This is a genomic window from Actinoplanes sp. NPDC021490 (assembly GCF_055562135.1).
In genome coordinates this window covers 194,664-213,608 of the sequence record NZ_JBVHFW010000018.1, presented here as the reverse complement: position 1 = coordinate 213,608, position 18,945 = coordinate 194,664, and the positions used below count along the sequence as shown (strand labels likewise).

The 18,945-nt window shown below is 72.0% G+C and carries 22 protein-coding genes; 12 read left to right on the top strand and 10 right to left on the bottom strand.

Annotation, left to right across the window (positions count from 1 at the left end):
- The first annotated feature begins 84 nt into the window (after positions 1-84).
- Positions 85-2,841: a DEAD/DEAH box helicase gene (locus tag ACZ3I4_RS37215; RefSeq protein WP_465386796.1), complete on the top strand. Its 2,757-nt coding sequence runs from the start codon at positions 85-87 to the stop codon at positions 2,839-2,841.
- Here the strand turns inward: ACZ3I4_RS37215 and ACZ3I4_RS37210 are convergent.
- From ACZ3I4_RS37210 to ACZ3I4_RS37200, 3 genes are all read right to left on the bottom strand, one after another.
- The gene (locus ACZ3I4_RS37210) at positions 2,804-3,418 is read right to left on the bottom strand and encodes a hypothetical protein (protein ID WP_465386795.1); all 615 of its coding nucleotides are present in this window, start codon (positions 3,416-3,418) and stop codon (positions 2,804-2,806) included. The genes ACZ3I4_RS37215 and ACZ3I4_RS37210 overlap by 38 nt on opposite strands.
- 65 nt (positions 3,419-3,483) lie before the next feature.
- Positions 3,484-4,821, bottom strand: coding sequence for an MFS transporter (locus tag ACZ3I4_RS37205; protein WP_465386794.1), 1,338 nt, complete (start codon positions 4,819-4,821; stop codon positions 3,484-3,486).
- Positions 4,818-5,378: a winged helix-turn-helix domain-containing protein gene (locus ACZ3I4_RS37200; protein WP_465386793.1), complete on the bottom strand. Its 561-nt coding sequence runs from the start codon at positions 5,376-5,378 to the stop codon at positions 4,818-4,820. The genes ACZ3I4_RS37205 and ACZ3I4_RS37200 overlap by 4 nt, the downstream gene beginning before the upstream one ends.
- Positions 5,379-5,485: 107 nt before the next feature.
- On the opposite strand from ACZ3I4_RS37200, the gene ACZ3I4_RS37195 reads away from it, so the two are divergent.
- The 8 genes from ACZ3I4_RS37195 to ACZ3I4_RS37160 all read left to right on the top strand — a co-directional run bounded on the left by ACZ3I4_RS37195 (position 5,486) and on the right by ACZ3I4_RS37160 (position 11,367).
- Entirely contained in the window at positions 5,486-6,544 is a 1,059-nt protein-coding gene (locus ACZ3I4_RS37195; RefSeq protein WP_465386792.1) for a zinc-dependent alcohol dehydrogenase family protein, read from the top strand.
- A 10-nt stretch (positions 6,545-6,554) separates the two neighbouring features.
- Positions 6,555-7,052 carry a GNAT family N-acetyltransferase gene (locus ACZ3I4_RS37190; protein ID WP_465386791.1) on the top strand — a complete coding sequence of 166 codons (498 nt, stop codon included), beginning with the start codon at positions 6,555-6,557 and terminating at the stop codon, positions 7,050-7,052.
- Positions 7,049-7,738, top strand: coding sequence for an MOSC domain-containing protein (locus ACZ3I4_RS37185; RefSeq protein WP_465386790.1), 690 nt, complete (start codon positions 7,049-7,051; stop codon positions 7,736-7,738). The genes ACZ3I4_RS37190 and ACZ3I4_RS37185 overlap by 4 nt, the downstream gene beginning before the upstream one ends.
- A 287-nt stretch (positions 7,739-8,025) precedes the next feature.
- Positions 8,026-8,745, top strand: a complete 720-nt coding sequence (locus ACZ3I4_RS37180; protein WP_465386789.1) for a HEAT repeat domain-containing protein — start codon at positions 8,026-8,028, stop codon at positions 8,743-8,745.
- Between the two features lie 5 nt (positions 8,746-8,750).
- On the top strand, positions 8,751-9,239 hold the full coding sequence (locus ACZ3I4_RS37175; protein ID WP_465386848.1) for a nucleotidyltransferase domain-containing protein: 489 nt from the start codon (positions 8,751-8,753) through the stop codon (positions 9,237-9,239).
- Between the two features lie 78 nt (positions 9,240-9,317).
- Positions 9,318-9,806 (top strand): pyridoxamine 5'-phosphate oxidase family protein, encoded by a 489-nt coding sequence (locus tag ACZ3I4_RS37170; protein ID WP_465386788.1) that lies wholly within the window; start codon positions 9,318-9,320, stop codon positions 9,804-9,806.
- Between the two features lie 17 nt (positions 9,807-9,823).
- Complete coding sequence (locus ACZ3I4_RS37165) at positions 9,824-10,231, top strand: YciI family protein (protein ID WP_465386787.1); 408 nt, start codon at positions 9,824-9,826, stop codon at positions 10,229-10,231.
- Positions 10,228-11,367 carry an RNA polymerase sigma factor gene (locus ACZ3I4_RS37160; protein ID WP_465386786.1) on the top strand — a complete coding sequence of 380 codons (1,140 nt, stop codon included), beginning with the start codon at positions 10,228-10,230 and terminating at the stop codon, positions 11,365-11,367. The genes ACZ3I4_RS37165 and ACZ3I4_RS37160 overlap by 4 nt, the downstream gene beginning before the upstream one ends.
- A 6-nt stretch (positions 11,368-11,373) precedes the next feature.
- Here ACZ3I4_RS37160 and ACZ3I4_RS37155 read toward each other — a convergent pair whose 3' ends face one another.
- The gene (locus ACZ3I4_RS37155; RefSeq protein ID WP_465386785.1) at positions 11,374-11,925 is read right to left on the bottom strand and encodes a GNAT family N-acetyltransferase; all 552 of its coding nucleotides are present in this window, start codon (positions 11,923-11,925) and stop codon (positions 11,374-11,376) included.
- On the bottom strand, positions 11,892-12,647 hold the full coding sequence (locus tag ACZ3I4_RS37150) for a hypothetical protein (protein WP_465386784.1): 756 nt from the start codon (positions 12,645-12,647) through the stop codon (positions 11,892-11,894). Before ACZ3I4_RS37150 ends, ACZ3I4_RS37155 begins: the two co-directional genes overlap by 34 nt.
- 141 nt (positions 12,648-12,788) lie before the next feature.
- Between ACZ3I4_RS37150 and ACZ3I4_RS37145 the strand changes: the two genes are divergently transcribed.
- Positions 12,789-13,553: a class I SAM-dependent methyltransferase gene (locus tag ACZ3I4_RS37145; protein ID WP_465386783.1), complete on the top strand. Its 765-nt coding sequence runs from the start codon at positions 12,789-12,791 to the stop codon at positions 13,551-13,553.
- On the opposite strand, the gene ACZ3I4_RS37140 is transcribed toward ACZ3I4_RS37145, so the two are convergent.
- Together ACZ3I4_RS37140 and ACZ3I4_RS37135 are read right to left on the bottom strand one after the other, a co-directional pair.
- A complete protein-coding gene (locus ACZ3I4_RS37140) occupies positions 13,537-14,334 on the bottom strand; it encodes an inositol monophosphatase family protein (protein WP_465386782.1) in 798 nt (265 codons plus the stop codon). The two genes, ACZ3I4_RS37145 and ACZ3I4_RS37140, sit on opposite strands and share 17 nt — an antisense overlap.
- Before the next feature lie 104 nt (positions 14,335-14,438).
- Positions 14,439-15,134, bottom strand: a complete 696-nt coding sequence (locus tag ACZ3I4_RS37135) for a carbon-nitrogen hydrolase family protein (protein WP_465386781.1) — start codon at positions 15,132-15,134, stop codon at positions 14,439-14,441.
- 134 nt (positions 15,135-15,268) lie between these two features.
- Here ACZ3I4_RS37135 and ACZ3I4_RS37130 point away from each other — a divergent pair, with 134 nt between their 5' ends.
- Together ACZ3I4_RS37130 and ACZ3I4_RS37125 are read left to right on the top strand one after the other, a co-directional pair.
- Positions 15,269-15,850 (top strand): hypothetical protein, encoded by a 582-nt coding sequence (locus tag ACZ3I4_RS37130; protein ID WP_465386780.1) that lies wholly within the window; start codon positions 15,269-15,271, stop codon positions 15,848-15,850.
- 10 nt (positions 15,851-15,860) lie between these two features.
- Positions 15,861-16,055 carry a hypothetical protein gene (locus ACZ3I4_RS37125; protein WP_465386779.1) on the top strand — a complete coding sequence of 65 codons (195 nt, stop codon included), beginning with the start codon at positions 15,861-15,863 and terminating at the stop codon, positions 16,053-16,055.
- Here the strand turns inward: ACZ3I4_RS37125 and ACZ3I4_RS37120 are convergent.
- From ACZ3I4_RS37120 to ACZ3I4_RS37110, 3 genes are read right to left on the bottom strand one after another with little or no spacing between them, the layout of a single operon-like run.
- Complete coding sequence (locus tag ACZ3I4_RS37120) at positions 16,052-16,723, bottom strand: FHA domain-containing protein (RefSeq protein WP_465386778.1); 672 nt, start codon at positions 16,721-16,723, stop codon at positions 16,052-16,054. The genes ACZ3I4_RS37125 and ACZ3I4_RS37120 overlap by 4 nt on opposite strands.
- Positions 16,720-17,985 carry a vWA domain-containing protein gene (locus ACZ3I4_RS37115; protein ID WP_465386777.1) on the bottom strand — a complete coding sequence of 422 codons (1,266 nt, stop codon included), beginning with the start codon at positions 17,983-17,985 and terminating at the stop codon, positions 16,720-16,722. Before ACZ3I4_RS37115 ends, ACZ3I4_RS37120 begins: the two co-directional genes overlap by 4 nt.
- Positions 17,982-18,929: a PP2C family serine/threonine-protein phosphatase gene (locus ACZ3I4_RS37110; protein ID WP_465386776.1), complete on the bottom strand. Its 948-nt coding sequence runs from the start codon at positions 18,927-18,929 to the stop codon at positions 17,982-17,984. The genes ACZ3I4_RS37115 and ACZ3I4_RS37110 overlap by 4 nt, the downstream gene beginning before the upstream one ends.
- Positions 18,930-18,945 lie beyond the last annotated feature (16 nt).

Sequence of the window (18,945 nt, the reverse complement as noted above, 5' to 3'; positions counted from 1 at the left end):
AGCACCATACCCACCACGCCGTACAGGCCGGGACGCAACCGCCCGTGCTCCGACTTGTCACACCCACGAACTAGCCTGGTGTTCATGACGAGTCCCGCCGAACGGTATGCGCAGTCCAAGAGGCGGGCGGCTCGGGTGGCCGAGTTTCCCGCGCTCGAGGATTTCATGCTCGACGTCGGTTTCGACCTGGACGATTTCCAGCGCGCCGCCTGCGAGTCGCTCGAACGGGGCAGCGGTGTGCTCGTGTGCGCTCCCACCGGCGCCGGCAAGACGGTGGTCGGCGAGTTCGCCGTGCATCTCGCGCTGCGCGCGGGCCAGCGCAAGTGCTTCTACACCACGCCGATCAAGGCGCTGTCCAACCAGAAATACCACGACCTGGTCGAGCGCTACGGCCCCGACCAGGTCGGCCTGCTGACCGGCGACAACGCCATCAACGGCGACGCCCCGGTGATCGTGATGACCACCGAAGTGCTGCGCAACATGCTCTACTCGGGCTCGTCCGCGCTGAAAAACCTGGCCTACGTGGTCATGGACGAGGTGCACTACCTGGCCGACCGGTTCCGCGGCGCGGTCTGGGAAGAAGTGATCATTCACCTCCCGGCCTCGGTCACCCTGGTCTCGCTGTCGGCCACCGTCAGCAACTACGAGGAATTCGCCGACTGGCTGGTCACCGTGCGCGGCACGACCGAGGTCGTGGTCAGCGAGCACCGGCCCGTCCCGCTCTGGCAGCACATGCTGGTCGGCCGGCGCATGTTCGACCTGTTCCACGACGCCGACGCGGCCAAGAAGCACGACGTGCACCCCGAGTTGCTGCGCTATTCCCGCGAGATGCTGCGCCGCCTCGAGATGACCGACCGCAGCTACGGCCCCGGTCGCGGCGGGCGCGGCCGGCGCTGGCAGCCGCCGCCCCGGGCCGAGGTGGTCGACCGGCTCGAACGGGCCGACCTGCTGCCCGCCATCCTGTTCATCTTCAGCCGGGCCGGCTGCGACGCCGCCGTGCAGCAGTGCCTGTCCGCCGGGCTGCGCCTGACCAGCGCCGAGGAACGCACCGAGATCCGCCGCATCGCCGAGGCCAAGGTCGCCTCGATCCCGCGGGAAGACCTCTCGGTACTGGGCTACTGGGAGTGGCTCGACGGCCTCGAGCGCGGCATCGCCGCCCACCACGCCGGCATGCTGCCCGCCTTCAAGGAGGCGGTCGAGGAATGCTTCGTCCAGGGCCTGGTCAAGGCGGTCTTCGCCACCGAGACCCTCGCGCTCGGCATCAACATGCCCGCGCGCTGCGTCGTCCTCGAGCGTCTGGTCAAGTTCAACGGCGAGGCCCACGTCGACCTCACCCCTGGGGAGTACACGCAGCTCACCGGGCGGGCCGGGCGCCGCGGCATCGACGTCGAGGGACACGCGGTCGTGCTGTGGAGCCCCGACGTCGACCCGCGGCACGTCGCCGGCCTCGCCTCCACCCGCACCTATCCGCTGCGCTCGTCGTTCCGCCCGTCCTACAACATGGCGGTCAACCTGGTCGGCTCGGTCGGCGCCGACAAGGCCCGCGACCTGCTCGAGTCGTCGTTCGCCCAGTTCCAGGCCGACCGTTCGGTGGTCGGCCTGGCCCGCCAGGTGCAGCGCAACGTCGACACCATGCAGACGTACGGGGAGGACGCCGCCTGCCACCACGGCGACTTCGACGAATACTTCGCCCTCCGCGTCGCCATCGCCGACCGGGAACGCGCGCTCGCCCGCCAGGGCGCCTCGCACCGCCGCGCCGCCATCGTCACCTCGCTGGAGAAACTGCGGGTCGGCGACGTGATCCGGGTGGCCCAGGGCCGCCGGGCCGGGCTGGCCGTCGTGCTCGAAGCGCCCACCGGCGGGTTCGGCGAGCCCCGCCCGATGGTGCTCACCCAGGACAGGTGGGCCGGGCGGGTCAGTCCGGCCGACTTCGCGGGCGAGGCCGAGGTGCTCGACCGCCTGCGCGTGCCCAAGCACTTCAACCCGCGCTCGCCCGCCGCCCGCCGCGACCTCGCCGCCCAGGTCAGCGCGACCGGCCACGACCGCAATCCGGGCGGCCGCCGGCGCACCAAGGGCGGCGGCAACTCCGGCGAGGACGCCGAGATCGCTTTGCTCAAGGTGCAGATGCGGCAGCACCCGTGCCACGCCTGCCCCGACCGCGAGGAACACGCCCGCTGGGCCGAGCGGCGGCACCGGCTGGCCCGCGACACCGACGCGCTGCGCGACAAGGTGTCCGGGCGCACGGGGTCGCTCGCCCGCACGTTCGACCAGGTGTGCGCGGTGCTGGCCGGCCGCGGCTACCTGACCGCGGCCGGTGAGGTCACCGGGACGGGCCGCATGCTCGGGCGCATCTGGTCGGAGGCCGACCTGCTGATCGCCGAGTGCCTGCGCCACAACGTGTGGGACGGCCTTGGCCCCGAGGAACTGGCGGCCGCGGTCTCGATGGTGCTCTACGAGTCGCGCCGCGAGACCGACGACCGCGCCTCGGTGCCCAAGGGCCCGATCACCGAGGCGGTCGACGCCTGCGGCAAGTTGTGGAGCGACATCGCCGCCGACGAGTCCGACCACGGGCTGACCCTGACCCGCGAGCCCGACACCGGCTTCGTCTGGCCCATGTACCGCTGGGCCCGCGGCGAGCCGCTGGCCCAGGTGCTGGCCAGCGGGCACAACTACGACGCGGACATGCCGGCGGGCGACTTCGTGCGGTGGGCGCGGCAGGTGCTCGACCTGCTCGGCCAGCTCCGCGAGGCGTCGGCGGCGTCCGAGACCCTGCGGGCCACCGCGCGCAAGGCGATCACCGCGGTCAACCGGGGGGTTCTGGCCTACCAGACCGGGCTGTGACGGCCAGGGCCCGGCCGGCCGACTCGGCGACGATCTCGGGGCGGCCGGTCGGCGGCAGGTCCGAACGGTAGTACATCGAGAGCACGCCGAGCAGGCGGCCGTCGTCGCCGTGCAGTGGACAGGTGCGCACGACGGCGTACCCGTCCACGCCGCCGCCGTCGCCGTCGTGCCGCCGTACGGTGGTCGCGTCCTCTAGCCGCAGCTCACAGGCATCGGCCGCGCCGACGACGGAGGCGGCCATCAGTATCGCGGCGTGCACGGTGCCGGGGTCGGCCGCCGCGAGGAAAGCCTCGCCGGCCAGGGCCCGGGGGTCGGTGCGCAGCCGCCGGCGCAGATCGGTGAGCAGGTCGCGCCGGGTCGCCCGGGTCTCCCCGTCGACCGCCTGCTGCTGGATGTAGCCGCGGATCCGCACGAGGTCACTCTCGGCGCGATGGCGCTCGGCCGTGGCCCGGGCCAGCCCCTCGGCGGCATCCGGCGCCCGGTCGGCGCGCACTCGGCCGCGCGCGGTGGCGCCGAGGTCGCCGCGGCGCATGATGGTGCCCGGGTGTTCCCCCGGGCCAAGGGCCGGTTCGCCCATGATCACCCCCGATGCGGCAAGGCCATGCCAGATTACGCCCGCGGCAACACCGGTCCGGCGGTGCTTCACCCGCGAGCGGAGTGTTGTTCCGGGCCGGTCTCGGCCGATTCGGGTCCGGCGGTTTCTGGCCCGGCCGGTTCTGGCCCGGCCGGTTCTGGCCCGGCCGGTTCTGGCCCGGCGGGTTTTGGCCCGGCCGGTTCCGGCCCTGCGGTGTGGTGCAGGCCCCGGGCGAACGTCGCGACCAGGGCCGAGCCGGCCACGGCGGCCGCGAAGAACAGGATCGCGGTGGCCGGTCCCCGCCAGGCCAGCAGCACACCGCCGAGCAGCGGCGCGACAGCCGCCATCGAGGTGGCGGCGACCATGATGACGCTGATGACCCGGCCCTGCAGCCGGTCCGGGGTGATCGCCGCCTGAAAGCCGAACAGCGCGGCGTTGGCCGCCGGGCCCAGGAACACGGCCAGGCCCAGCGGGACGGCGCCGGCGATGCTCGAGGTCAGAAAGGCCGAACCGGCCAGCAGCAGGGCGGCGGCCCAGCAGATCGAGCGGGTCAGCGCGACCAGGCCGAGGCGGCGATGGATGGCCGGCGCCACGAACGCGCCCAGCAGCCCGCCCACGGCCACGACGGTCTCGGTCAGGCCGATCACCGCGGGCGCCGTGCCGTTGCGCTGCAGAGCCACGATCAGCGTGAAGATCACTCCGTTGATGGCGAAGTTCAGCGGCGCCGCGACCAGCATCAGCACCCGGAGGAATGGGTGGGTGAACACGAACCGGAGTCCCTCGGCGAGCGCGGCCCCGTACGGCTGCGGCTTGTCCTCCCGGGGTGCTTGGAGCGGCTTGCGGATGGCGAGAACCGCCCCGATCGACACCAGATAGGACACGACGTTGGCGGCGAACGGGATGGCGTGACCCAGTCCGAACAGGAGACCACCGAGCGGCGGGCCGGCGAGCGCGGTGCCGTACGAGCGGGCCTCGTTGCGGGCCACCGCGCCGGGCAACTGCCCGATCGGCACGATGCTGCGGAGCGAGGCATCCTCCGCGGTGCCGAAGACCGCGCTCGCGGCAGCGTCCACGACCGCGACCACGATGATCAGCGCGAGCCCGGCCCGGTCGGTGAGCACCGCCGCGGTCAGTGCGGCGAAACCCGCCAGCCGCAGGGCGTCGCAGGCCACGAGCGTACGGCGCCGGTCGAAACGATCCACCAGGACGCCCGCGGGCAGACGGAGCAGCAGCCGGGTGGCCTGGGTCATCGTGCCGACCAGGCCCGCACTGACCGGGGAACCGGTCCGCACCAGCACGAGCAGGGACAGCGCGAGCGAGGCGATGCCGTCGCCCAGGTCGGACAGCGACTGCGAGGACCACAGCAGATTGAACTCGCGGTTGCGCCACAGGCTCACCGTCGTCACGGCTGCGTCCGGCGCGGATAGGCGTGCGTGACGACCAGCACCGTCTCGGCCCCCGGCTCCGGGGCGTCGGCCTCGAGGATCAGCTGGTCGATCCGGCTGCGCAGACGATCAAGACCTTCCGGAGTCGTACGGATGACCCGGTCGGAACTGGCCGCCGCGTCGTACCACTGGGGGCTCCACTTGCCGTGCGACGCCTCCCGATGGAACTGTTCCATCATCAGATCCCAGACCGCCCGGGCCGTACGCTCGACCGCCGCCACCGCTTCGGCGTCCCCCGGCGCGTCCCAGGTCGTCGAGGCGTGCGCGGCCTTCCACCAGCGTTCCCTTCCCCGTACGCCCCGGCCCCGCTCGGGAGCCTCGGCGACGAACCCGTGCCGGGCCAGCAGCCGCAGATGGTGGCTGGTCTGCCCGGAATCCGTGTCCAGACGGCGCGCGAGGATCGCCGAGGTGGCGGGGCCGTCGAGCCGCAGCGACCCGACGATCTGCATGCGCAGCGGGTGCGCCATGACCCGCATCATCTCGGCGTTGCTGAGCACTACCTCGGTTCGATCCGTCATGGCGTGGACGGTAGGCGGGCGGCGTTCAGCAGTGCAAGCATCCTATGCATAGAACCTCTGCATTTACTGCGACGAGTAAGTCGGCGATCGGCGGGCATGCTGGACACGTGCGCGCTGTATTCATGTACGGGGAACGGGACATCCGCGTCGAAGACGTGCCGGAACCCGCGGTCACAACCGGTCGCGACGCCGTGGTGCGGGTGGTCGCCTCGTGCGTCTGCGGATCCGACCTGTGGGGTTACCGCGGGGTGCGGAGCGCCGGCGGCCCGCGGCGGATGGGCCACGAGTTCATCGGCGTCGTCGAGGCGGTCGGGGACGCCGTCGAGAAGGTGAAGGCCGGCGACTTCGTGATCGCCCCGTTCTACGTCTGCGACGGCACCTGCGTGAACTGCCGCAACGGCTTCAGCACGTCCTGCCTGCACGGCGGCGCGTGGGGCGCCGAGGTGCGCGGCGAAGGCTTCGCCGACGGCGGCCAGGGCGAGAGCGTACGGGTCCCGCTGGCCGACGGCACCCTGTTCGTCGTGCCCGGCGGGCAGCCCGGCGACGCGCTGCTCCCCGGCCTGCTCACGCTCTCCGACGTGATGTGCACCGGACACCACGCGGCCGTCTCGGGCGGCGTGCGGGAAGGCTCGACCGTGGCGGTGGTCGGCGACGGCGCGGTCGGCCTGTGCGCGATCATCGCGGCCCGGCGGCTCGGCGCGTCCCGCATCGTCGCCATGTCGCGCCACGAGCCCCGCCAGGCTCTGGCCCGCGACTTCGGTGCGACCGACATCGTGCCCGAACGCGGCGAGGAGGGCATCGCCGCGCTCAAGCGGATGTTCGACGGCGTCGGGCCGGACGTGGTGCTCGAATGCGTGGGCACCCGAGAGTCGATGGACCAGGCGCTGCGCTCGGCCCGGCCCGGCGGGCAGGTCGGATTCGTCGGCGTGCCCGCGGGCGGCCCCGAACTGCCGGTGCCGCTCATGTTCGGCACCAACGTCGGCGTACGGGGTGGGGTGGCTCCGGTCCGTGACTACATGGAGGAGCTGCTGCCCGAGGTCATGGACGGCCGGATCACACCCGGCAAGGTCTTCGACCTGACCTTGCCGCTGGACGAGGCGGCGGAGGCCTACGCGGCGATGGACGAGCGGCGGGCCGTGAAGGTCATGCTGCGCCCCAGCACATAGGCTGGGGTCCATGGGGGAACTGGTCGTGCGCGCGGCGGGTCCCTCCGAACGCGACATCGTCACCGCGTTGCTGATCGGCTCCTGGGGCGGCACCACCGTGGTGGCGCACGGCGTCAGCTACGACGCGGCGGCCCTTCCCGCGCTGATCGCTTGGCTCGACGGCGGCCCGGTCGGCCTGGTGACGTACGAGCTGGGACCCGACGGCCTCGAGGTGGTGACCCTGGACGCCGTCGTGTCCGGCGCCGGCGTCGGCAGCGCCCTCCTGCAGGCCGCGGCCAACCGCGCGTGGGCGGCCGGCGCCTCCCGGCTCTGGCTGATCACCACCAACGACAACCTCGACGCGCTGCGCTTCTATCAGCGCCGCGGCATGCGCCTGGCCGGCCTGGCCCCCGGCGCCGTCGAAGAATCCCGGGCCCTCAAGCCGTCCATCCCGCTGGTGGGGGAGTACGGCATCGAAATCCGCGACGAGCTGACCCTCGAACTGCGCCGCGGCTGGTTCCGCCCGTGAGACTGACCGAGATCCGCACCTATCCGATCAAGTCGCTGCTGGGCGCCTCGGTGACCTCGGCCGAGGTGACCGACCGCGGTCTGGCCGGCGACCGCCTGTGGGCCGTGCGCGACGCCGACGGCAAGTTCGGCAGCGGAAAAAACACCCGCCGCTTCCGCCGGATGCCCGGATTGTTCGAGCTCCAGGCGTACGCGGACACGCCTGTGCCGTCCGTCGGCCTACCCGACGGCCGCGTCCTGCCGGCCGGCGATGCGGTCAGCGCTTTCCTCGGCCGTGCCGTGACCATCACCCCGGAAACCTCGATCCCGCACCACGACGAGGGCGCGGTGAGCATCGTGACAACGGCCGGGCTGGCCCGGTTGACGTCGTTGTGCGGTCCGGACCCGGGCCGGCACACAGTGGACCCGCAGCGTTTCCGGGCCAACCTGCTGGTCGACGCGCCGGGCGAGGGGTTCCCCGAGGACGCGTGGACCGGCCGGGTGCTGCGGGTTGGGCCGTCGGTCGCGCTGCGGGTGATCCGGCCACTGACCCGCTGCGTGATGATCGACATGGCGCAGGGCGGGGCGCCGGCCCGGAACGACTTGCTGAAGGAATTGGCCGCCACGCACGACATGACCTTCGGTGTGTTCGCCGCCGTGGAAAGCCGGGGCAGGGTGACCGTGGGGGATGAGTGCGTCCTGGGGTGAGGCGCCGTGGACCTGTCGTGCTGCGTCGCTCTGTCGTTCCTGGGCCCTGCACCGCCCGGTCGCCCCTCGGTCCTCCACCGCCCGGTCCCCCCTCGGCCCTCCACCGCCCGGTCCCCCCTCGGCCCTCCACCGCCCAGTCCCCCCGCCCGGGGGATTGGGGTGGACCTTAAGGGCCTGTCAAGCTGGCGGCGCCGCCTGTCCACAGGCCACAAAACCCACCCCGCAGGTTGTCCACAGGCCCAGCAATTCGCTGGCCGGCCCAGCCCCGACCCCCTAACCTCCCGGCGATGGCTCATTTCGTTCACCTCGCGCCGGAGGCGGCCTCGGGTCGGATCCTCCGGGACGGCGTGCGTGCCCGCAGCCGCGACTGGTTCGGGCAGCGCGGCGTCTTCTGCATGCCTGTGCTGGCGTCGTTCGGGCTGACGCATCAGTGGGTTCGGGAACTGCGGCGGTGGCATCCGGGTGTGCTGGCGGCGGTGCAGCTGCGGGTGGCCGATGACGAGCCGGTCACGGTCGGGCGTTACGGGTCGGAGCCGCGGCGGGTGACGGCGGCCGAGGCTGTTGCGGTGGTGCGGCGGCTCGACGATCCGCGAGGGTGGCAGGTGTTCGTGCCCCGAGCCGTGACCGCGGCCGAGGTGCGGCGGGTCCGGCGGGTGCCGCAGGGTGTGGGGTGGCGATACAAGCCCGATGCTCACGGGCAGCGACCGTGCACGTGCCCGGTCTGTCTGGGGCGGGGGGAGTTCGGGGCGGCGCGGCTGCGGCGGCGATATCCTATCGGGCGGCCGCGGCCCACCAAGCCTGAGCTCATGGCCCGGCTGCGCGGGGCCGCGACGTCCGACGAGATCATCGACGTGCTGATGATGCTGGGGGCGCGACGGCGCGGGGGCGGCGAGGAGCTGGCCTTTCTGGCCGGGCACCCGGATCCGGAGGTGCGCGAGACGCTGGCCGAGGCGCTGGAGAACTACCGGGGGCGAGGGGCCCGGCTTCTGAGGGAGCAACTCGGGTGACGGAGATGAGCGCCGCCGACGTCGTCGCGGTGGTCGAGGGGCTCGAGCGGCGAGGTGCGGAACCCTGTCTGGGTGGTGGCTGGGCGGTTGACGCGCTCCTCAACGAGCAGACCCGCGACCACGACGACCTGGACCTCTGGCTTCCGGCCGAGCACCTCCACCAGGCCTTTCAAGCACTGACCGAGCTGGGTGCCGACCGGGTGTTGCCGTGGCCCGGTGACCGCCCCTGGAATTTTGTGCTGCACGACGGCGTACGGCGTCGGATCGACCTGCACCTGTACGAAGTCAGGGCCGACGGGCAGCTGCACTACGGGTCGGCGGTGGACGGCGTGTCGTTCCCGGCGGCGGCTCTGGGCGGGAGTGGCCGGGTCGGGGGCCGGGCGGTGCGCTGTGAAGCCGCGGAGTGGTCGATGAAGTGGCATTCCGGCTACCCGCTGCGCGACAAGGACCACCACGATCTGAGGCTGCTCCGCGAACGGTTCGGTCCCCACTGACGAGTGCATGTCGAGAACGGCCGGTCGGCTCCGTCCCAGGGTCACGAAGCGCCCGACGCAGCACAGGAGCAAAAGACCGTGGACCCGTACGAGATCAATGAAGTGCTGAACCGCCCGCTCAGCCAGGAACTGCTGGCCCGCGACCTGACCCGCCTGGCCTACGTGGCCAAGGACGGCACGCCGCGGTGCATTCCGATCGCGTTCACCTGGAACGGTGAAACCATCGTTCTCTGCACCACCAAGAACTCCCCGAAGCTGCCCTCGCTGCGGCACAATCCGGCGGTCGCGCTGACGATCGACACCGAGGTGCACCCGCCCAAGATTCTGCTGATCCGGGGGCGGGCCGAGCTGGACGTCGTCGACGGCATCCCGGAGGAGTATCTGCAGATGAACGGCAGCTACACGATGACACCGGAGCAGCGGGTCGAGTGGGAGGCCGAGGTGCGTTCCCTGTACGACGGCATGGTCCGCATCGTGGTCACTCCGACCTGGGCCAAACTGATCGACTTCGAGACCACCCTGCCGTCCGCGGTCGAGGAACTGATCCGCGCACGAGCCGCGAAGTAACGGACGAGGAGAACACGATGGCCAAATATCTGCTGCTCAAGCACTACCGCGGCGGCCCGGCGCCGATCAACGACGTGCCGATGGACCAGTGGACGCCGGCCGAGCTGACGGCCCACGTCCAGTACATGGAGGACTGGGCCGCGCGCCTCGAGGAGACCGGCGAGTTCGTCGACGGCCAGGCGCTCTCCCCGCAGGGCACGTTCGTCCGGTCCGGCGGCGACGGCCGGCCACCGGTCACCGACGGCCCGTTCGCCGAGACCAAGGATCTGATCGCCGGCTGGATGATCATCGACGTGGACACGTACGAGCGAGCCTTGGAACTGGCCGCCGAACTGTCGGCCGCTCCGGGCGCGGGCGGGAAGCCGATTCAGGAGTGGCTCGAGATCCGGCCGTTCCTGACGTCGGCGCCCACGGTGACCGAGTGAACGAGTCGCTCCTGCGCGACCTCGTCCCGGCGGTCCTCGGGATCCTCGTCCGGCGCGGCGCCGACTTCGCCGCGGCCGAGGACGCCGTACAGGAAGCTCTGATCCGGGCCCTTCAGACCTGGCCGGACGATCCGCCACGCGATCCGAAGGGCTGGCTCGTCGCGGCCGCGTGGCGCAAGTTCGTCGACGCCGCGCGGTCCGAGTCGGCCCGGCTCAAGCGGGAGGTCACCGTCGAGCCGGCGCCCGGTCCGGCGAATGAGACCGACGACTCGTTGTGGCTCTACTTCCTGTGCGCGCACCCGTCGCTGTCCCCGGGCTCGGCCGTGGCCCTGACGTTGCGCGCGGTCGGCGGCCTGACGACCCGCCAGATCGCCGCCGCCTACCTGGTGCCCGAGGCGACCATGGCCCAGCGGATCAGCCGGGCCAAGCGGCAGCTCACCGGCCGGCCGCTCGACCAGCCGGGCGACCTCGGCACCGTGCTCCGCGTGCTCTACCTGGTCTTCAACGAGGGTTACGGCGGCGACGTGGACCTGGCGGCCGAGGCGCTGCGCCTCACGCGTCAGCTGGCGGCCGAGACCGACGCGCCCGAGGTTGCCGGGCTGCTGGCCCTGATGCTGCTGCACCACGCGCGCCGGGCCTCGCGCACCGGTCCGGGCGGCCGGCTGGTGCCGCTGGCCGAGCAGGACCGCTCCCGCTGGGACACCACCATGATCGCCGAGGGCGTGGCCGTCCTGCAGGCGGCGCTGGCCCGCGACCGGCTCGGCGAATATCAGGCCCAGGCGGCCATCGCGGCCCTGCACGCCGACGCCCCGAGCACGGCCGAGACCGACTGGGTGCAGATCGTCGAGTGGTACGACGAACTGCTGCAGCTCACCGGCAGCCCGGTGGTGCGTCTCAACCGTGCCGTCGCGGTCGGTGAGGCCGACGGACCGCAAGCCGGCCTGGCCGAGCTGGCCAAGGTCGACCCCGGCCTGCCCCGATACACCGCCGTACGCGCCTATCTGCTCGAACGCGCCGGCCACCTCGACCAGGCGGCCGATCTCTACGCCGAGGCGTCGCGCGCGGCGACCAGCGTGCCCGAGCGCGACCACCTGACCCGCGAGGCGGCCCGGGTGCGGCAGCGGCTGCACCCGTGAGCGGCCCTACCAGACGTCGCCGTTGCGCCAGTCGCACGCCAGCACGCCGTCGAGGTCGAACGCGCCGTCGGCCCCGAGCCGGACGAACGTGCTGTCATCGTCGTCGGGCGTGAACGTCAGACCGGACGGCGCCAGCACGGCCGTCCGCCCACGCCAGGCCTCCCACCCGCGGGCCACGTAGAGCCCGCGCCCCGCGTCCGACGCCGACAAAGCCCCCAGATCGTAGGCCCGGTCTATGACATTTTCGGCGGCGTCCATGACCTGGCCCGCCAGCCCCTGCCCGCGCCAGTCCGGATGCACCGCCACCGCCTCGACATAACCACACCGCCAGGCCCGGTCGGCATGAACAAAACTGCGCTGCACCACGGCCGCGTGGGCCACGATCCGACTTTCCCGCGTCACGATGAAATGCAGCCCGCCGAGCGAGTGATCCCAGTCGTCGTTGGAGAAATCGCCGAGAAAGGCCTCATCGAGCAGCCGCCGAATCTCGATGCGCTGCCCATCGCTGAGAGCAAAGGTGGGAATCACGGCCGGCCCACCCCATCGGAAACGGCCCACTTCAGGAACTCGTACGCCGTCTGGCCCCGGTCTCTCGGATCGTCGTAAGCGCTGGGGGAGCCGGGCTCCTCGCGAATGCGCAGCGCTTCCCGCCCGAGCATGTGCCAGCGCGGATCGAGATGCGACACGATGTAACGGCCCGCACCGCTCTTCGACGTCAGCGCGCCGAGCCGCAGCAAATGGTGCAGCCGCGCGACCCCGAGCACCACCCAGGCGATCGACGGATCGTGTTCACCGAAGGCCTGGATGTCGCCTTCCTCGATCTGGGTCATCGTCGAACGCCAATAGGTATCGAGATTCGTCCGGGTGAATTCGCGCAGTTCGGCGGGATCGGTGTGCACCGGCGGCAGCGGCCCGCGCACCACGACCGCCCGTTCGGCCAGCTCGTGCCACGTCACCGGGCAGATGTCGATCTTGCCGTCGGCCTGGAATTCCCCCTGGAAGAAGGCGGGTCGCCGGCCCACGGTCAGCGACGAAACGGCCAGGTCGGCCGGCGTGCAATGGAATCCGTCGAACACCACGCCGGGGTGCCGCTTTTGCGTGGCCGAATGCGCCTCGGCGAGCATCGCGTGATCCGGCGGTTGCCGCCACACCCCGACGAAGTCGACGTCGCTGCCCGGGAAGAACTCGCCCCAGCACAACGAGCCGTGCAGGAACAGGCCCGTCAATGCCCCGGGCGCCCGGGCGTCGACCTCTTCGAGAAACGTCCGGGCGACATCCACGGCCAGAACCTTATTGGACGTACGCGACCCGGAGTGCCCAACCGCACCGGCGCCAACCGGGCCAGCAGTTTCGGCTTCCGGGCCACACCGGGCCGTCCGCCCGCTGCGGCACCGGACCGGTGGCCGGGCTATAAAGCGCTTATGACGACCCCCGCAGCGCGCGCCCGAGAGCAGTACCAGTCCACGACCGGTAATCTCGCCGCCCGTATCGCCATCTACGACCACCGCACCAATCCGCAGGACTGGTATTCGTGGCTGGGTGAACGCCTGCCCCTGCGCGGGGACGTGCTCGAGGTCGGCGCGGGCACGGGTGCATTGTGGAGCCGGGTCGATCCGCGGTCGCATCCGATCCGGCTGACGCTCACCGACTTCTCGCCGGCCATGTGCGAACAGCTCCGGTCGGTTGCCGGCGCGAGCGTGGTGCGCAGCGACGCCACCCGGTTGCCGTTCCGCGGCGCGAGCGCCGACCTGCTGATCGCCAACCACATGCTCTACCACCTCGACGACCCCGACGCCGGGCTGCGGGAGTTCGCGCGCGTGCTGCGTCCCGGCGGGCGGCTGGTCATGGGCCTGAACGGGGACGACCACCTGGCCGAGGTGGACGAGATCGGGCCCGCGGTGGGCCGCGACGACCTGCGCCTGCGACCCGGGCACAACGACATCTCGGCCGGCACTGCTCCGGCGTACGTGGGAAGGGTCTTCAAGAATGTGGAGGTCGAGCGGTATCCGTGCGCGCTGGAGGTGCCGGATCCCGAACCGGTGCTGCGCTATCTGGCCAGCCAGGGGCGCACGCCGCTGACGGCCGGCGAACAGGCCGCCGCGCGCGAGCACATCGCCGCCCGGATTGCCGCCGACGGCTCGTTCCGTGTCCGCCAGCACGTCGTCGTGGTCACCGCGACCCGCTGACGACGCCCACCACCTCGAGGGCCGCCTCGCGCAGGGCCTCGCTGCGGGCGTACACGGAAGCGCCCGGCCCCGGCTTGGAGCGTCCGTCAAGGCCGCTGTAACTGCCGCCGGCCTCCCGGACGATCAGCGACGTCGAGGCGAAGTCCCAGATCTGGCCGCCGGTCTGCACGGCCAGGTCGAGGTCGCCGCGCGCGACCATCAGGGCCGGGTGGATCGGCCACGGCAGCGCGGGCGTCACCTCCTTGAGCGGCGCCACCAGTTCCCGGTTCCAGTCCTCGGGGACCACCCCGAGCCGGCTGCCGGCCACGATGTCGGCGCCCGTCGAGACGTGCACGGGCGTCTCGGCGACGACCCGGCCGCCGACCACCCGGCCCTCGAACGCGCCGCCGCCCCGCGTTGCCCACCACACGCTGCCCTGCGCCGGGTGCGCGGCCACCGCGGTGGTGACCTCGCCGTCCTCCTCCAGCGCGATCAGCACGAGCCACCGGTCGTCACCCGCCACGAACAGCGCCGTGCCGTCGATCGGGTCGATGATCCAGCGGCGTCCGTCCGAGCCGGTCTGGCCCTCCTCCTCGCCCAGGATCGCGTCGGACGGGCGGGCGGCGGTCAGCACGTCCCGGATCGCCGACTCGACCGCCCGGTCGGCCATGGTCACAACCGAACCGTCGGCCTTGACCTCGCGCGGCAGGTCGGCGAGCGCCTCGAAATGGGGCAGGGCCACCGCGGCCCCGATCATGGCGGCGCGCTGAGCGAGCTGAAGATCCGTCTCCACGTGACCCATCCTGCCTTCGTTCGGCGGGCCGCCCGGCGCGAATCGCTGGCGTGTCGCCCGCTTCACTCCCCAGCACACCGCACGTTCTTGAACGCCCGGCCACGAGCGGATGGTCAGCGGACTTCGGCCACCGCCAGCCCGGCCGTTCCCCGCGGCACCTCGGCCACGACCGTGCCGGCCGGATCGACGACGCACGTGGGTCCGAGGCCCAGATGGGTGTGGCCGCGTTCCCCCGTCACGTCGGCCGAGGCCAGCCACATGCCCGTCTCGGCGATGCGCTGACGACGCAGTTCGAGGTGCCGATCGGCCCAGAGATGCGCGTTCGCACGTCGCATCATGTTCTGCGCCGGGAAGACGAGCAGACTCGCTCCCTGGCTTGCGATCGCCGCGGCGGCGTACGGGAACTGCCCGTCGAAACAGATGTTGATGCCGAACGTCGTGCCCGCCTCCGTGAACACCGGATACGCGTCGCCCGCCGTGAAGACACGCTCGCCCCGGGTCAGAAACGTTTTCCGGTACGCCCCGGCGACCCGCCCGCCGCGCACGACGGCGGCCGTGTTGAAGAAGCGGTCACCATCGCGTTCGATCATGCCCAGAACGACCGTTTGCCGTACGTCCAGACGCACCTCGGCGCACCCCATGGCGTACTGCCGCACGTGGCTTTCGGTCGGCAGATAGCCCTGCAGAAAGCATTCCGGGAAGACCAGCAGGTCGACCCCGTCCGCCTGCCGTGCGTATTCGTGCACGATTTCGAGCGCCGACCGCACGTCCCCGAGAATCTCCGGCGTCTGGCACACCCCGACAAGCATCAGGACAGCCGGCGGGTCGTTGGAGAATGGCGACACACGGCCGCGTCCTGAGGCATGGCCGCAGTCTGCCGGACTTCCCGGCCGCTCGCACATCGCCGTTAGGGTGCATTCCCATGCATGCCGATCGAGCTCCGGTGACGCGTGTCTGGATCGGCGGCTCCCCGTGCGCGGGCAAGAGCACGGTGGCCGCCCTGGTCGCCGCGGCCTTGAATTGGCCGCTGTACTCGTGCGACGACGCCTTCGACCGCCACGCGCCCCTGGCCGGCCCCACGATGCGCAAGGTGACCACGATGCCGATCGGCGCCCGGCTGGCCCAGCCCGTCGACGTGCAGGTGGCCGACGTCTTCCGCCTCTGTGACGAGCAGTTCCCGCTGATCCTGGCCGAACTTCCCGACCCCGCCGTCATCGAGGGCGCCGCGCTGCTGCCATCCCTGCTCGCCGCCGAATCCGTCCCGCCGGCCCGCGCCGTCTGGCTCGTGCCCACGCCGGCCTTCCAGCGCCACTACTACGAGCGCCGCCCGTGGGCCGCCGACCTGCTCACCGGCCTGCCCGCCTCGGCCTTCGACCGCTGGATGCAACGCGACGAGCGCTTCGCCACCCAGATCGCCACCGAGGCCCGCAGCCTGGGCTACCGCGTCCTCACCATCGACGGCACAGCGCCCCCGGCCGAAATAGCGGCCGATGTGCTCTCGCATCACTCGGCGCGGGGCGGGTAAATGGGCGGGTATGACAGATACGCCTAATGCGGGCTCCAGCAGCGATCAGATCGTTACCGGCAGCCCGGAGACCGACAAGTTTCCCACCGACAACCCGCCCGGGTCGGACACGCCGGCCTCGGGCAGCAGCAACAAGGGCATCAACGAGAACCGGTCCAACCTCAACGAGGGTGAGGACGAGCTGGCCCCGGAGCCGCCGGACTAAGACGCCGGGGCGTGCAGGGTCAGGGTTGTCCAGGCTCCGACGTGGACGCGGTCGCCGTCGGTCAGGGCCCTCGACTGGCCGGCCGTCAAGGGGGCCTGGTCGTCGTTGATGTAGGTGCCGTTGGTCGAGCCGATGTCGGAGACCAGCCACACGCCGTCGACGCTCAAGGTCAGCAGCGCGTGGGAGTGGGAGACCCCGGGGTCGTCGTCGGCCAGGTCGATCTCGGGGTGGGTGCCCTTCGAGTTGCTCTTGCGGCCGATCCGCACCTGCGGGGGTGGCAGGGAGACCGTACGGGAAGCGCCGTTGGCCGGGAACTCGATGCCGTCGATCGCGTTCTCGTCGAAGTAGGCGCGGTCGGGGGCGATCGTGACCGTCCAGCCGGCCACCTCGACGGGCGCGGAGGCGGCCGGGACCAGGGTGGGCACGCGGCCCGTGCTGTGGTCGTAGCCGCAGTCCTCGCAGAACCGGCTCGACCCGGCGCGCGGGGTGCCGCAGTTCGGGCAGGGCTCGGTGGCGACGGCGGGGGCGGCCGGAGTGGCCGCAGTGGCCGCAGCGGGCGACGGGGCCGGCGAAGGAGCGGGGGCGGCACCGTCGATCTTGGCGCCGCACGTGTCGCAGAAGTCGCTCTCGCCGGAGACGTGGCCCTTGGGGCAGGCGTACGTGGTCACTGGCCGCGCCCCACCCGCACGGTCTTGGTCGAGCGGGTGTCCAGCGCCATCTCGTCGGCCGCCTCCACCTTGCGCCGCAGCCGCACCGTGCCGGTCGCCGGGTCCTCGATGTCGACCACGGTGGCCAGCAGCTCGGAAGTGGCCTTGTTGCCGCTCTCGTGGGCCAGCTGCGCCGCCCGCCCGAACTTGATCGTCGCGGTGTGGTCGTCGCCCGCCTTGCGCGCCTCGATGCCGGCCTGGATCACGTCGGCCAGCTCGGCCTGCCCGGTGTAGTGGGCGACCTGCCGGTTGATCCGGGTCGACAGCGCCGCGTCGTCGGTCCACACCGCCCGTACGAGGGACTGGGCGTGCACCGTGTCGCCCTCGACGATCGACACCCGGGCCGCCAGCATCTCGTCGCCGGCCGCACCGGGCGGCACGTCGACGCACACGTGGTAGTCGCGGCTCTCGGCGCCCCACGAGCCCAGCGGATAGCGCCCGGCCCGCGCGCCGTCGGCCACCCGCTTGCCGGTCAGATCGGCCACCTGCGGCTCGACCTGCTTGACGAACCGGACCGTGGCGTTGACCGGCGTCCACACCTTGAGCTGCACGTCGGCCGAGGTCTTGCCCATCGCGGCCGTCATCATCTGCTCGAAGGCGGCCGTCAGATCGGCCGGCCGGGCCACGATGTCGACCGTGCCCAGCATCGCGTCGGCGATCTTGCGGAGCTCGGAGACCTTCCAGTTGGTGCCGACACCCCGGCAGTCGACCGCGAACTTGCCGCCGATCGAGGCGAGCACGCTCTCGAGATAGCCCGCCCGCTCGCCGTTGTCGCCGTCGGTCAGCATGATGGCGTGCGCGATGTCGCCCGGGCGCTGGGCGAACAGCTGGGCCGCCAGCAGCAGCCACGCGCCCATCGCGGTGCCGCCGCTGGCGTGCAGCCGGTCGATGGCCCACGTCGCCTCGGCCCGGGTCTGCGCCGACGCCACCGCCAGCTGGCCGGGCGCCGGGAAGAGCTGCTGCGCGGTGCCGACGCCGGCGATCAGCGCGAAGTGCACGCCGTCGTCGATGCAGGCGACCGCGGCCTTGGCGGCCTGCCGGGCGGCGGTGATGCGGCCCTCGGCCTGCATCGAGCCGGACGCGTCGACGATGACGATCTCGGTGGCGCCGGAGGTGCGGACGCCTGTCGAACTGCCGGACGAGGTGACCGTGACGATCGCGTTGACCTCGGTCGCCCCGAGGGCGAGAAACTCGTTCTGGAAGGCCTCGGCGCTGTACGTCATTGTTCGGATCCCCCAAGCGGCGTGATCGGTACCAGGGCCACGGTGATGTTGTCGGCGCCCCCGGCGGTGTTCGCGTAGTCGGCGAGCCACCGGGCCGCGGAGATCAGCGTGCCCTGCTCGCGCAACCCCTCGCGCACCGCGGCGGCGAAGGCGCCCGCATCGGTCAGGTAGTTCCACAATCCGTCGCTGCACAGCACCAGATGGCCGGGGTCACCGACCACGAATTCCGCCGTACGGGGGGAGATCGAACCCGCGTCGGCCCCGAGCCACGCCGTGATCGCGTGCGCCTTGGGGTCGCGCATCGCCTGCTCCGGGTCGGCGCCCAGGGAGATCACGTGGGTCGCCCACGAGTCGTCCTCGGTGAGCTGCTCGGCCACGCCTTCCTCGGGCACCCAGTAGGCCCGGCTGTCGCCGATCCAGCCGACGGTCACCGCGTCGCCGCGGACCGTCGCGGCCACGATCGTGCAGGCCGGGTTGGACGCCTGCCGCCGCGGGTCACCCTCGGCGGTCAGCTTGGCCACCGCGATCTGGGCCGTGCCGATGGCCGCGGCCAGGTCGAGCCCGTCGCCCAGCGCCGACCCGGTCGAGGTGACCGCGGTCAGCGAGGCCACGTCGGGGTCGAACGACGAGGACACGCCGTCGCTGATCACCAGGTCGACGTCGCGCCCGCGGGTGGCCAGCCACATCGCGTCCTCGTTGCGGTGGTGCCGCAGCCCGCGGTCGGTGACCGCGGCCGCCACCTCGCCGCAGTCGGTCTCGAGGTGGTCGCGTTCCCGCGCGGCCAGCATGCCGCAGTTCTCGCAGTATCCGTCCGCGCCGACGCTGCCCGACGTCCCGCAGTGCGGGCACGGGGGGCCGGGGACGAGCGACCGCCCGCAGACCTCGCAGAAGGCCGCTCCGGCGGCACGCTCGTCGGCGCACGACGCGCAGTCGGTGATGGTCATCGTGCCTCGCTGTTTC